The organism is Croceicoccus sp. BE223, assembly GCF_031457155.1.
In the GTDB taxonomy this organism is placed as follows: domain Bacteria; phylum Pseudomonadota; class Alphaproteobacteria; order Sphingomonadales; family Sphingomonadaceae; genus Croceicoccus.
This window is the reverse complement of the sequence record NZ_JAVDWB010000001.1, coordinates 201892-214566: the sequence shown is the minus strand read 5'-3', so window position 1 is coordinate 214566 and position 12675 is coordinate 201892. Positions and strand designations below refer to the sequence as shown.

Below are 12675 nucleotides of genomic sequence, written 5' to 3'. Positions count from 1 at the left end.
GGACCTGAGGGAAGAGGACCGAACGCATGACCACCCCGCACATTACCCGCGCCATCCGGCTGGCCATTGCCGGGCTGGCCGCGCTGACGCTTGCCGCCTGCGGCATCAATTCCGTGCCCACGGCGGAGGAAAACGCCAAGGCCCGCTGGGCCGACGTGCAGAGCGCCTACCAGCGCCGCGCCGACCTGGTGCCCAATCTCGTCTCCACAGTGAAGGCGGCCGCCGCTTCCGAAACCCAGATCCTGACCAACGTGACCGAGGCCCGCGCCCGCGCCACCGCGATCAACATCACCACCGAAGACCTGTCGAACCCGGAAGAACTGCGCCGCTTTTCCGAAGCGCAGAACCAGCTGACCCAGGCGCTGGGCCAGCTTCGCACGGTGGTCGAGAACTATCCCCAGTTGCAGAGCCAGGCCCGCTTCGCCGACCTGATGACCGCGCTGGAAGGCAGCGAGAACCAGATCAACGTTGCCCGCGTCCGCTACAACGAGGCGGTGCAGGCCTATAACACCACGATCCGCACCTTCCCCGACATCATCGGCGCGAAGATCATCCACGGCGCCAAGCCGATGGAGCCGTTCAACGCCGCCCCCGCCGCGCAGGATGCGCCGACGGTCGATTTCGGCACGATGGGCGGCGACGCCCCGGCCGCGGCACCGGCGGCGAACGACAACGCGGGCACCGCAGACCAGCCCGCCGCCGCCGCCAACTGAGGCGACGGTGCGTTCCACCGTCCGCTTCCTCGCGCTCGTCGCGCCGGTCCTCTGGGTCCTGGTCGCCGGGGTGCTGTCCGCAGGGTTCGCAGCCCCGGCGCAGGCCGCCTATCCGGCCCGGCCCGCAGGCCCGGTGCTCGATGCCGCGAACATCATCCCGGAGGCCGAGGAAGCGGCGATGGACGCGCGGCTGCGCGACTACAACCAGCGCACCGGTCGCGCCGTCGTGGTCGCCACAGTCCCCTCGCTCGATGGCGAGACGATCGAGATGTACGCCGCCAACCTCTTCGCCGAATGGGGCATCGGCGGTGCGGAAACCGACCAGGGGCTGCTGCTGCTGGTCGCGCCGAACGACCGCAAGGTGCGGATCGAGGTCGGCTACGGCCTGCACGGCTATGTCACCGACATCCTGTCGGGCCGCATCATCCGGGGCCAGATCCTGCCCCGCTTCAAGGCCGGCGACTATCCCGGCGGCATCAACGCCGGGCTGGACGAGCTGATCGCGCAGATGGACCGCACCCCCGCAGACGCCAGGGCGGTGGCCGAGGCCGCCGCCGCGGCGGAGCAGCAGGGGGCCGAGGGCGGCGCGGGGATCGGCGGGATCATCTTCTGGATCGTGCTGATCGTCTTCTTCATCGCGGTCTTCGGCCGCCGCGCGGGCGGGCGGCGCTATCATTCGCGGCGCGGCGGGATCGATCCGTGGGTCGTGATGTGGGGCGCGAGCGAGATCGCCCGCCACGCCGGTCGCGGTTCCGGCGGGTTCGGAGGCGGCTTCGGCGGCGGTAGCGGAGGCGGCTTCGGCGGCGGTAGCGGAGGCGGCTTCGGCGGTTTCGGCGGCGGCATATCGGGCGGCGGCGGTGCGAGCGGGGGGTGGTGATGCGTCCTGCCTACCTCAACGAAGCCGAGCACAGGCTGGTCAGCGACGCGGTCGCCGCGGCAGAGGCGCATACCGCCGGCGAGATCGTGACCGTCATCGCCGACCGGTCCGATGGCTATGCCGACATCGCCCTGGCGTGGAGCGCGCTGGCCGCCTTTACCGCGCTGACGGTGATCGCCCTCCTGCCCGGTTTTTACCTCGGCATTCTCGATCGCGTCACCGGCAACTGGAACCACGAATGGTCGCCCGGCGCGCTGTTCGGCATCGCCGCCTCGGTCGGCATCCTCAAGTTCCTCGGCATGTGGGCGATCCAGTTCTGGCGTCCGCTGAAATACGCGCTGGTCCCCTCGCCGGTGAAGACCGCACGGGTCCGCGCCCGGGCGGTCGACCTGTTCAAGGTAGGGGCCGAGCGGCGCACTCATGGCCGCACCGGCGTTCTGATCTACCTGTCGATGCGCGAACACCGCGCCGAGATCGTCGCCGACGCCGCGATCGCCGACAAGGTCGCGCCCGAAGTCTGGGCCGAAGCGATGGCCGGCATGATCGCCGAAGTGCGCGAAGGCCGCATCGCCGAGGGCATGGCCGCCGCCGTCGCCGAAGTCGGCAAGGTGCTGGCCGAACACTTCCCCAAGGCCGAGCAAGACGTCAACGAACTGCCCGACCGGCTGATCGAGCTGTGACCCCCGCGCGATGACGCACCGCGACATGGACGAGCCCGAACGCATCGCGTGGGAGGGCAAGTGGATCGTCGCGAAGACAAGGGGCCGCTGGGAATATGTCGGCCGCGCCCGCTCGATCCGCGCGGCGGTGATCCTCGCGGTCGATGACGGGCACGTCCTCCTTGTCGAGCAGTTCCGCACGCCCTTGCAGCGGCCCTGCATCGAACTGCCCGCCGGGCTGATCGGCGACGCGGACGATGCGGCCGGCGAACACGCGCTCGACGCCGCGGGCCGCGAGCTGGAGGAGGAAACCGGCTACCGCGCCGCCGAACTGCTCGACGCGGGCGAATTCTTCTCCAGCCCCGGCATGGTCACCGAAAGCTTCACGCTGGTCATCGCCAGGGGCCTGACCAAGGTTGGCGAAGGCGGCGGCGTGCATGGCGAGGACATCACCGTCCACCGCGTGCCGCTGGCCGGCATCGAGGCGTTCGTCGCCAAGCAGCGCGCCGCGGGCAAGGCCATCGACGTGCGCGTGCTGATGCTGCTGGCAGGCGGGATGCTGACGCGGGCCGCACGGTAGCCTGCGCATGGGTTGGGTCGATCCGGGCGCAATTTCACCAAGCCCCTTCTCTCTCCCTCCGCTCGGAGCCATCGCCGCAATCCTGCTGGCCAGCACGCTTCCGTCTATCCTGCACCTGATCCGGCATTTCCGTCACGCACCGCATCGCAGGGATCCTTGTGCTGAAGAGGGCGACCTGCAATGGCGCACGACCAGTGCGTTGGTAAAACACGTCTCCCTGGCCACCGTGCTGGGCGCCTCGGCCATCTTCATGTTGACCCCGTTTGCGGAACGGATCGCACGCGCCACGCCGCTTCCCACGCTAATGCCATTGGCAATCGGCTGCGCGCTCGCCATCATGTCGGTCAGGGGCATCTTCGGCGGAGAGGTCGCGCCCGCCTTCTGGCGCGGTCTGGGACCTTTCGACAGGAAGCGTCACCCTAAAAGCTTCCGGGCGACGCTGCTCTGGAACGGGGCGCTTGCGGCGGCCCTGCTCGTCAGCGTGCCTTTGACCTGGCTGCAAGACCTCGAGGATCGCTGCGCCCAGCGTGATGGACGACAACCGGGCGTAGCTGCCCTCTCCGCGTGCAACCGCATTATCGGCATGTCATTCCTGCCCGTCGACGTGCGCGCCCGCGCCCTTGCCCTGCGGGGGCGCTATCACGCCCTCAACGACAATATCGACTTGGCATTGGCCGATTTTGAAAAGGCGGTCCGTACCGATCCGGACGATCCCGTTCTTCGCGTCTACCGCGCGCACGGTTTCGCGCTATCGGGCGACCATGAGCGCTTCGAACATGAGGTCGCGGCTGCCAGTCGGCTCGGCCTCGAAAAGGGGCTGGTCGCTTCGATCGCCGGAATGGAACACCTCAATCACCGACGATACGATCTTGCCATCGCCGAATTGACCATATCGCTGGAGATCAGGCCGGATAACGCGAACGACCTTGTCCTGCGAGGCATCGCCTACAGCGAAAGCGGACAGGAGGCGCTCGCCCGGCGCGATTTCGAAGCGGCCAGCAAGCTCGCACCTGCCGATCCGGCCCGCCTGAGGGGCATGGCCGATTTCGCAAGGGAACGGGAAAACTATCCTTCGGCACTGTCCTACATCAACCAGTACCTCCGGCTCTATCCGCGGGACATCGAGGCGATCAAGGACCGGTCCGACATCTACTGGAAGCTGGGAATGGAGGACGAGTCGCGTCGTGACGACGACCGAGCGTGGGAACTGCAGGACGAACAGGCCACCGCCGCGAGATGAACGCGGCGAGCCTTTTTCGCTGTCCTAGAAGCGGACTGCCTGTCATCGCGAAGGCCGCTCTTTGCCACCGTCGATAGCCGGTTCGCTTGACCTCGGTCGCTGGCAGCTCGGGTCCTTGCAGCATTTCCCTTTTTCGCCAAAGCCCGTAAGCGCCTCGCAAGACTCGGAATACGCGTGCGGGGACATCGGATTTGTTGAAGAGATTGTACGCGCATCCGGCCAGATTGCTGTCGCTGGGCGTGATCGGTCGGCTGGGCTGGCTGCGCGGAGCGGTCGGCGCAGGGCTGGGGATCGCGCTTGCCGGCGGCGTCGGGCTGTTGACCGCCGATGCGTCGGACGGGCTGTTTCCGGCGCTGGTCGCGCCCCTCGGCGCATCGGCGGTGCTGGCCTTCGTCATCCCGGCCAGTCCCCTGGCGCAGCCTTGGTCGATCATCGGCGGCGATCTGCTGTCGGCGATGATCGGCCTGGCGGCGGGGCAGCTTACCGGGGAACCGGTGCTGGGCGCGGCCGTGGGTGTTTCGCTGGCCATCGCGGTGATGGCCATGGCGCGCTGCCTGCATCCGCCGGGTGGCGCCTGCGCGCTGCTCTGCGCCGTAGGTGCCAGCGGGCCGGGCGACTGGGGCGTTGCCTACATGCTGCCCATTGCGGCCAACGTGCTGACGCTCGTCGTGGTCGCGTGGATCTACAACAATCTCACCGGCCATCGCTGGCCGCACATCCAGTACCCGGTGCCGCGCCAGACGACGCCAATCGCTCATCCCGGCCACTACCGTCGAAGCGATCTCGAGGCGGTCCTGCGCGACTGGGACGATATCCTCGATGTCGACATCGACGAACTGGACGCGGTTTTCCGCGCCGTCGAGCGCAAGGCTGCCAAGCGGCATCTGGAAGAAAGCGAGAAGGGGCAGCCGACCGGCTGAGCGCGCGCACAAGAGCCTGTCCTACATTGGGCAAATCTGTCATCGCGAAGGCCGCTCTTTGCCACCGTCGATAGCCGCCTCAGCGAGGCATGTGTTACCTGTCGCCCTGCGCCGGGAAGGACGGATCTCTGCCGTTTGCCGGGCCATCACGCGGGTGACACACTGTCGCCTTTGTCACCCTGACGCCCCCGGGACGGGCGCGAATCACGCCCGTCCGGTTTGGCCCACCAGGTGGCTGGGGTCGACGCCCTCGGCCTGCCACGTCGCGGTCCAGCGTTCGTGCCAGGGGGTGTGGAACAGGATCTCCTCGCGCCCTTCCGCCGCGTACCAGCCATGGCGGTGCATCTCGTCATCGAGCTGCCCTTCGCCCCAGCCGGCATAGCCGAGCGCCAGCAGCCAGCGGCTCGGCCCCCTGCCCTCGGCAATGGCGCGCAGGATCTCGGCCGAGCTGGAGAGCAGGCCGTTCGCGCCGCCGTCCATCGTCGTCTCGTCGCGCCAGTCGGCGGAATGGAGGACGAAGCCGCGCGTCGGTTCGACCGGGCCGCCGTGGTGGATCTCGCAATCCGGCGCCTCGCCCGGCTCGATCTCCAGCTCGGCGAGAACGTCGTGGAAGGTGATCCCCTCGCGCAGCGCGCCGACCCCGACGCCGAAGGCCCCGCCCGCCTCGTGCAGGTAGAGCGGGATGACCGCGTGATCGAAATTCGGATCGCCCATGCCCGGCATGGCGAGCAGGATGCGACCCGTCAGCGAACGGGAAGACTGGAAGGGAGGGGTTTCGTCCATGCCATCAAGATAGGCATGGGCCGGCCCTTGGCAATGACTGGCGGCGCGGGCGCGGTCAGCCGCGCGGCTCGCTGGTCAGCTGGACGAAGACGTCCTCCAGGTCCGCCTCCCGCGTCGAGACATCGACGATCGAATAGCCCTGCGCGTTGAGGAGCGAGAGCACGTCGCCCGCGTTCATCCGGTCCATGTCGTAGGTGATCGCCACGGTCCGCTCGCCGGTAATCTCGCTCTTGCTGAACGCCTCGTGCGTCGGGGCAACCGCGATGTCGCGGTCGAGGGTGAGTTCGACGACCTTCTCGCGCCCCATCGCGACCAGTTCGCGGGTGGTCTTGTCCGCGATCAGCCGCCCGTGGTTGATGATGGCGATGCGGTCGCAGAGCTGCTCCGCCTCTTCGAGATAGTGGGTGGTCAGCACCACCGTCACGCCGCGGCGGTTGAGGTCGGACACCAGTTCCCACAGCTGGCGGCGAAGATCGACGTCGACGCCGGCGGTCGGCTCGTCCAGCACGAGGATCGGCGGCGAATGGACCATCGCCTTGGCGACCAGCAGCCGCCGCTTCATCCCGCCCGACAGCGAGCGGGCATAGGCGTCGGCCTTGTCCGTCAGGTGGACCGCGGCCAGCAGTTCGTCGGTCTTTCGCCGGTCCCTGGGCACGCCGTAATAGCCGGCGGTGTTGTCCAGCACTTCGGCCGGGGTAAAGAAGGGGTCGAAGACGATTTCCTGCGGCACGATGCCGATCGACGCCTTGGCATTGCGGCGATCCCGGTCGATGTCGAAGCCCCAGATCGAAACCGAACCCGACGTCTTGGCCACCAGGCCGGCCATGATGTTGATCAGCGTCGACTTGCCCGCGCCGTTGGGACCGAGCAGGCCGAAGATCTTGCCCGTCGGCACGTCGAACGACACGTCGTCGAGCGCCAGCTTGCCCTCCGCCTGCTTGCCCCCCTTGGGTTTGCCGGTAGGAGCGTAGCGCTTGGTGAGGTTGCGGATGGAAATGGCAGCGTCGGTCACGGCGATGCTCATGCGCCAAGGCAACCGCGCTGACAAGTGCGCGACGGCCCGTCTTGCGGCGGCGCGGCACCGTTGGTAATGGCCGCGCCATGAGCCAGCAGCCCGAAACCGTCGAAACCGAATCGCGCCGCGTCATGTGCGACGGCGCCAACGACATCCGCGCCCGCAACGGCGTCCGTCCGGCCGCGCTCGGCCATCCGCGCGTCTGGCTGGAAATCGACGAGAAGGGCTACGTCGAGTGCGGCTATTGCGACCGCCGCTTCGTGCTGGTCGGCCACGAGGCGCACGATGTTACGGGCGCGAGCCCCGATGCCCCGCCGGGCATGACCGCCTGATGTCCCCGGGGCCTCGCCCGGCCCGACATCCGCTGCCCGATCGGCAGGGCTCTTTCGATCCGGTTTCATTTGTGCCTATATTGCGCTGATGGAAACCCACGCCGATCCCCGCTCGCTGCTCTACCGGCCCGACCTGCTCGATCCCGACACGGCGAAGGCCCTGACGCACGAGGTACTGAAGGACTGCGACGACGGCGAACTGTTCCTGCAGTATTCCACGTCCGAATCGCTGGTCTTCGATGACGGCAAGCTGAAAACCGCCGACTATTCGTGCGAGAGCGGCTTCGGCCTGCGCGGCATATCGGGAGAGGCGACCGGCTTTGCCCATGCCAACGAGATCAGCGCCGCCGCCATTCGCCGCGCCGGCGAAACGCTGAGCCTGCTCGATCCGACGAAGTCCGCGCCCGCCGCCCCGCCGCGTGCGACCAACCGGCATCTCTACACCGATGCTAGCCCGCTCGATGCCGTCGCCTTCGCCGAGAAGGTGAAGCTGCTCGAGGCGATCGACGCCGCCGCCCGCGCTCGCGATCCCCGCGTCCGGCAGGTCAGCGCCTCGCTCGTCGGCAGCTGGTCGGTGGTCGAGATCGTCCGCCCCGACGGGTTCACCGCGCTCGACGTCAGGCCGCTGGTGCGGCTCAACATCTCGATCGTCGCGGAAAGCAACGGGCGGCGCGAGACCGGCACCTTCGGCATGGGCGGCCGCCGGCTCTACGATGACCTGTTCGACGAGGCGAAGTGGGGTGGCGCGCTCGACGATGCGCTGAACCAGGCGCTGGTCAATCTCGAATCGGTGCCCGCACCCGCAGGCATCTGCCCGGTCCTGCTCGGCCCCGGCTGGCCCGGCGTGCTGTTGCACGAAGCGGTGGGCCATGGGCTCGAAGGCGATTTCAACCGCAAGAAGACCAGCGTCTTTTCCGGCCGCATCGGCGAACGCGTGGCCTCGCCCGGCGTCACCGTGGTCGACGACGGCTCCATCGCGGGCCGGCGCGGATCGCTGACCATCGACGACGAAGGCACCCCGACGAGCGAGACCGTGCTGATCGAGGACGGCATCCTCAGGGGCTACATGCAGGACCGGCTTAACGCCCGGCTGATGGGCGTGGAACCCACGGGCAACGGTCGCCGACAGTCCTATGCCCACGCGCCGATGCCGCGGATGACCAACACCTTCATGAAGGCGGGCAACGACGATCCGGCGGACCTGCTGGCGGGGATGAAGGACGGCATCTTCGCCAAGAACTTCGGCGGCGGACAGGTCGACATCGTGTCGGGCAAGTTCGTGTTCTCCTGCACCGAGGCCTACAAGGTCGAGAACGGCAGGATCGTCGCCCCGATCAAGGGCGCGACACTGATCGGCGACGGGCCGACCGCGCTCACCCAGATCGTCGGCATCGGCAACGACTTCGCGCTCGACGAAGGCATCGGCATGTGCGGCAAGGCGGGGCAGAGCGTACCGGCGGGCGTGGGCCAGCCGACGCTGCTCATCGAAGGTCTGACGGTGGGCGGCACGGGCTGATCGCTGCGCGGCTGAGCGGCCGGGGTGCTGGGCCGGGATACAGCGCCGGTTAAGCCCGTTTGTGCCAGGTTCGTTCGACAAAGGAGTTTCGCATCATGAAGCTTGCAAAGACGACCAGGATCCTTGCCGCGGCCACCGCGCTGCTCGGGATCGCCGCAGCGCCCACCGCCGCAATGGCCAAGAAGGACCCCGAAGTCCGCCTCGCTGAACGGCTCGAGGGCCGCGTCGCCGGCGAACCGGTAAGCTGCATCACCAACAGCAGCATCCGATCGAGCCGGATCTACGACCGGACCGCCATCGTTTTCGAGGTTGGCAGCACGCTCTACGTCAACCGGCCCGAGAACGGCGCCAGCGCGCTCCGCTCCAACGACGTGATGGTGACCAAGCCGACAACCAACCAGTTGTGCAACATCGACGTGGTGCAGATGCGCGACTCGTCCGGTTTCTACACCGGGTCGGTCTTCCTCGGCGATTTCGTCCCCTACAAGAAGGCGGGCTGATCGCTATCCACCGCTCTTGCGCGCTCGTGACCGGGCGCGCAGGTAGCTGGCGACAAGGACCGGGCTGCTGATCAGCGGGTGCCGTTCGCGAAACGGCGTAAGCGGAACGACGACGCCGGTGTGTCGCTCCACCTTCCAGGCGAGATAGCGCGCCCCGCCCTCGAATGTCGTCGCCGCGCGCAGCAGGCGCAGGACATTGAGCGGCTTTCCCGCCCGCCGCCGCTGCACCCAGCGCGACAGGATCTCTTCCTTTTCGGCATCCGTCAGTTGCGGTCGCAACATCTTCCCGTCGCGGGCAAAGGCGACGCCGCCCGCGTCCCAGGCCAGCGGCAGCAGACCCTCGAAGTGCTCGGCCCCGAAGCCGAGGATCTGGCCTTCGCGCCCCGCTTTTTCGACGCGCAGTTCGGCCCGGTAGGTGGCGCGGAACAGCGCCGCCCAGAAGTCGGCCTCCGTCCCCTCGTCCGGTCCCAGCGCGGCGGCAAAGCGCCCTGCGGTGATCGCGGCGTCGCGGATCGCGGCGACGACCTTTTCCCGCGCCGCAAGGTCCGCCGACCAGGCCAGCGCGCAGGGTTGCACGAACCGCGCCCAGATCGTGGTGTCGAGATGGCGGCCCGATGCCGCGTGGGCAAACGTCGCCAGCCGCATCTCGGCAACCTTGGCGCGCAGCACCATGCCGTCCGCCGCCAACTCGCGATAGCCGACGCGCGGCCAAAGGCCCTTCTCGCGCGGACCATCGGTGAGGACGTAGAAATCGAGCACGCCGTCGAGCGAACCGCTGCGCAAGTTGGAGCCGTAGAAGATGACCGCCCGCGCCTCGCTTTCGTGCGCCAGTCGTGCCGCGAAGGCGGCGACTTCGCGTCGCACGTCGGCGGACAGCGCCTGCTCGACCCGGGCGGCGAGCGGATCGGCGGTCGTCGTGATCGGGGTCATCGCCGTCAGGTCAGGGCAAAGCGCAGCGGTTTGCCCCGACGCAGCAGGTATTCGCCCTCGGGAAACTGTTCTCCGTCGAGGATGAAGCCGCCTTCGAGATCGACATGCAATTCGTCGGCATCCACGCGGTGGATGCCGTCGCGCTCCAGCGCGGGCGTGTCGATCCCGCGCAAGATGCGCAGGAAACTGCGCAGGAAATTGCGCTGCGGCGCATCGACCGTCAGCACTTTCAGACCGGCCCGCTCCTCGCCGAAGACGGGAATGCCCAGCGGCAAACGCTCCATCGTCGTGGCGAGGAGGATGAGGACCTGACCGGTGGTGGAGAGCGCAGCGCCGTGTCGGGGGCGGGCATCGGCGCCATAGCGCACCGACATCGCCTTGCCCTGCCGCCACGGCGAATTCGCCTTGCCGAACAGCGTGCTCATCACCGCGCCGGCAATAGACATGCCGACCGCGAGGTTGTTGACCGCGCCCCAGCGGTGCGTGGTCTGCGCCATCTGCGTCGCATCGACGAAAATGCCGCCGCCGAACAGGAAGCCGAGCACCGGCTTGCCCTCGCCCACCCGCTCGATCTCGATCGGGGAGCGGGCAGTCTCGCGGCCCGCCTGCCAGCCCTCGAGCATCTGCGCGATGCTCGCATCGTCGGGCACGCCGAGGTCGAGCGCCAGCGCATTCGTCTTGCCGCAAGGGAGCACGCCGATGGCCGGTTCCTTGCCGAGCCAGATATCCGCGCCGCACGTCAGCACGTCGCGGACCGTGCCGTCGCCCCCCGCCACGATCACGAGATCGAGCCCGTCGCGGACGAGTTCGGCGAGCAGCCGGCGCAGTTCCGGGCGGGTACGCGGCGATTCCACGCGGACGCCCGGCGGCACGTCGAGCCCGCGCCGCTTGTTGCGATGACTGCGCGGATTGGCGATGACGACGACACGCGAAAAGGCCCCGTGCGCGGCAACGCGTCGCACGGCGGGTTCCGACCGATCACCCGGCGCGGCATCGACCCCGCCATCGAAAGTGAACAGCGGCCTCGTGCAATCGTCGTAGATCGTGCCGTTCATGCCGCCGGCCATAGCGGTTAACCTGCGAAAAATCATCCGGTAAAAATGCGAAATCACCGGCCGTCCGGACTGGCGCATCGGCGGAAGATCACCCAATGAACCAAATCTCCCGCAATCGCGGTTGGGAGAAGGAACGGGATCGAAGCGAGTGGAACAGGCACAGTTCGTCATCGACGTTGCGACCCGGGGCCGGGCGATGCACGAGGTCACCCGCGAAATCGGCCGCTGGGTCGCCGGGACCGGCATCGCCACCGGCCTGCTGACGGTGTTCTGCCGCCACACCTCGGCCTCGCTCACCATCCAGGAAAACGCCGCGCCGGACGTGCGCCTCGACATCGTCGACTGGCTGGACCGGATCGCGCCGGAAAATGCCGGGTGGCGCCATGACGACGAAGGGCCAGACGACATGCCCGCGCATCTCAAGTCGGTTCTGACGGGAGTCTCGCTGAGCGTTCCGGTGGCGGAGGGAAGACCGCTGCTCGGCACATGGCAGGGCATCTACCTGGTCGAACATCGCGCCCGCCCTCATCGTCGGCAACTGGTGCTGCACCTGATCGGCGAACCGGCCCGATAATTTTTCTCGGATCCGGCGGATAGATCGCGCCGCGCATTCGTTCCCGAACCGCATCCCGCATCCCCTTCCTAGCAGCGAGCCTTCATGCCCGTCACCGTCAAGGCGCACATCGCCTACCGCTTCTGTCAGCCCACCGACTTTCTCCTGCAGATGGAGGCCGCACCGATTCCCGAGCAGATCCTGACGGGGCCGGGCCTCGCCACCAGCGACAGCGCGCATTTCGCGCGCGTGCCCGGGCAAGACGACATCGGCCACCGCATCTGGCTCAGGGTCAACGGCGATTTCACCGCCGACTACACCATTACCGCCGATGTCCAGCGCACCCTGGCCGACATCGCGACGCTGGAGGCGCTCGAGCCGCACCAGTTGCCCGGCGAAACCGTGCCCTACCTGTTCGACAGCCGGTTCTGCCCCGCCGACCGCTTCCACAGCTTCGTCGATGCAGAATTTCCCGACCTGAAGGGCGGCGCGCGGATCGTCGCGATCCACGACTGGGTCGCCAGCAACTTCACCTACGAGCCGGGGTCGAGCATCGCCACGACCACCGCGCTCGACAGCTTCGTCGAACGGCGCGGCGTGTGCCGCGACTATGCCCATGTCGTGGTCACCATGGCCCGCGCCTCGGCCATCCCGGCGCGCTATGTCTCGTGCTATGCGCCGGGGGTCGATCCGCAGGACTTCCACGCCGTGGCCGAAGTGTTCCTGGCCGACCCTTCGGGCGAGCCGGGCACCGGCAACTGGCACATCATCGACGCGACGAAGATGGCGGACCCGGCGAAGACCGTGAAGATCGGCGTCGGCCGCGATGCCGCCGAAGTCAGCTTCCTCACGTCCTACGGCATGGCCGAAATGCTCGACAAGCAGATCGAGGTGACGACAGCCTGAGCCTTCGACACGCTTCAGGTGCCGACTTGCGCCCGCGGGATGTGAACGTTATCAACCGGATTGCAACAGTCCGGGTGCATACGTTTGCATCGGCGG

The 12675-nt window shown here is 67.9% G+C and carries 15 protein-coding genes; 11 read left to right on the top strand and 4 right to left on the bottom strand.

Annotated elements, in window-relative coordinates:
• The first annotated feature begins 26 nt into the window (after nt 1–26).
• From J2X37_RS01125 to J2X37_RS01100, 6 genes are all read left to right on the top strand, one after another.
• Nucleotides 27–713, top strand: a complete 687-nt coding sequence (locus J2X37_RS01125) for a LemA family protein (protein WP_310016821.1) — start codon at nt 27–29, stop codon at nt 711–713.
• A gap of 7 nt (nt 714–720) precedes the next feature.
• Nucleotides 721–1590: a TPM domain-containing protein gene (locus J2X37_RS01120; protein ID WP_310016816.1), complete on the top strand. Its 870-nt coding sequence runs from the start codon at nt 721–723 to the stop codon at nt 1588–1590.
• The gene (locus J2X37_RS01115) at nt 1587–2270 is read left to right on the top strand and encodes a TPM domain-containing protein (protein WP_404979583.1); all 684 of its coding nucleotides are present in this window, start codon (nt 1587–1589) and stop codon (nt 2268–2270) included. Before J2X37_RS01120 ends, J2X37_RS01115 begins: the two co-directional genes overlap by 4 nt.
• Nucleotides 2271–2280: 10 nt before the next feature.
• Complete coding sequence (locus J2X37_RS01110; RefSeq protein WP_310016812.1) at nt 2281–2829, top strand: NUDIX hydrolase; 549 nt, start codon at nt 2281–2283, stop codon at nt 2827–2829.
• Nucleotides 2830–3139: 310 nt separating this feature from the next.
• A complete protein-coding gene (locus tag J2X37_RS01105; RefSeq protein WP_310016810.1) occupies nt 3140–4069 on the top strand; it encodes a tetratricopeptide repeat protein in 930 nt (309 codons plus the stop codon).
• A 194-nt stretch (nt 4070–4263) separates the two neighbouring features.
• Nucleotides 4264–4989 carry an HPP family protein gene (locus J2X37_RS01100; protein WP_310016808.1) on the top strand — a complete coding sequence of 242 codons (726 nt, stop codon included), beginning with the start codon at nt 4264–4266 and terminating at the stop codon, nt 4987–4989.
• A 204-nt stretch (nt 4990–5193) separates the two neighbouring features.
• Here J2X37_RS01100 and J2X37_RS01095 read toward each other — a convergent pair whose 3' ends face one another.
• Together J2X37_RS01095 and J2X37_RS01090 are read right to left on the bottom strand one after the other, a co-directional pair.
• Complete coding sequence (locus J2X37_RS01095) at nt 5194–5772, bottom strand: YqgE/AlgH family protein (protein ID WP_310016807.1); 579 nt, start codon at nt 5770–5772, stop codon at nt 5194–5196.
• Nucleotides 5773–5827: 55 nt separating this feature from the next.
• The gene (locus J2X37_RS01090) at nt 5828–6796 is read right to left on the bottom strand and encodes an ABC transporter ATP-binding protein (protein ID WP_310016805.1); all 969 of its coding nucleotides are present in this window, start codon (nt 6794–6796) and stop codon (nt 5828–5830) included.
• Nucleotides 6797–6873: 77 nt separating this feature from the next.
• Here J2X37_RS01090 and J2X37_RS01085 point away from each other — a divergent pair, with 77 nt between their 5' ends.
• The 3 genes from J2X37_RS01085 (at nt 6874) to J2X37_RS01075 (ending at nt 9135) form a co-directional block, all read left to right on the top strand.
• Nucleotides 6874–7119, top strand: a complete 246-nt coding sequence (locus J2X37_RS01085) for a zinc-finger domain-containing protein (protein WP_310016804.1) — start codon at nt 6874–6876, stop codon at nt 7117–7119.
• Between the two features lie 88 nt (nt 7120–7207).
• Complete coding sequence (tldD, locus tag J2X37_RS01080; RefSeq protein ID WP_310016801.1) at nt 7208–8635, top strand: metalloprotease TldD; 1428 nt, start codon at nt 7208–7210, stop codon at nt 8633–8635.
• Nucleotides 8636–8730: 95 nt separating this feature from the next.
• Nucleotides 8731–9135, top strand: a complete 405-nt coding sequence (locus tag J2X37_RS01075; RefSeq protein ID WP_310016799.1) for a hypothetical protein — start codon at nt 8731–8733, stop codon at nt 9133–9135.
• 3 nt (nt 9136–9138) lie between these two features.
• On the opposite strand, the gene J2X37_RS01070 is transcribed toward J2X37_RS01075, so the two are convergent.
• Together J2X37_RS01070 and J2X37_RS01065 are read right to left on the bottom strand one after the other, a co-directional pair.
• On the bottom strand, nt 9139–10065 hold the full coding sequence (locus J2X37_RS01070; protein WP_310016797.1) for a hypothetical protein: 927 nt from the start codon (nt 10063–10065) through the stop codon (nt 9139–9141).
• Between the two features lie 5 nt (nt 10066–10070).
• Nucleotides 10071–11132 (bottom strand): diacylglycerol kinase family protein, encoded by a 1062-nt coding sequence (locus J2X37_RS01065; RefSeq protein WP_310016795.1) that lies wholly within the window; start codon nt 11130–11132, stop codon nt 10071–10073.
• Nucleotides 11133–11268: 136 nt separating this feature from the next.
• Here J2X37_RS01065 and J2X37_RS01060 point away from each other — a divergent pair, with 136 nt between their 5' ends.
• Together J2X37_RS01060 and J2X37_RS01055 are read left to right on the top strand one after the other, a co-directional pair.
• Nucleotides 11269–11694 carry a secondary thiamine-phosphate synthase enzyme YjbQ gene (locus J2X37_RS01060; RefSeq protein WP_310016793.1) on the top strand — a complete coding sequence of 142 codons (426 nt, stop codon included), beginning with the start codon at nt 11269–11271 and terminating at the stop codon, nt 11692–11694.
• An 84-nt stretch (nt 11695–11778) separates the two neighbouring features.
• A complete protein-coding gene (locus J2X37_RS01055) occupies nt 11779–12579 on the top strand; it encodes a transglutaminase family protein (protein WP_310016791.1) in 801 nt (266 codons plus the stop codon).
• Nucleotides 12580–12675 lie beyond the last annotated feature (96 nt).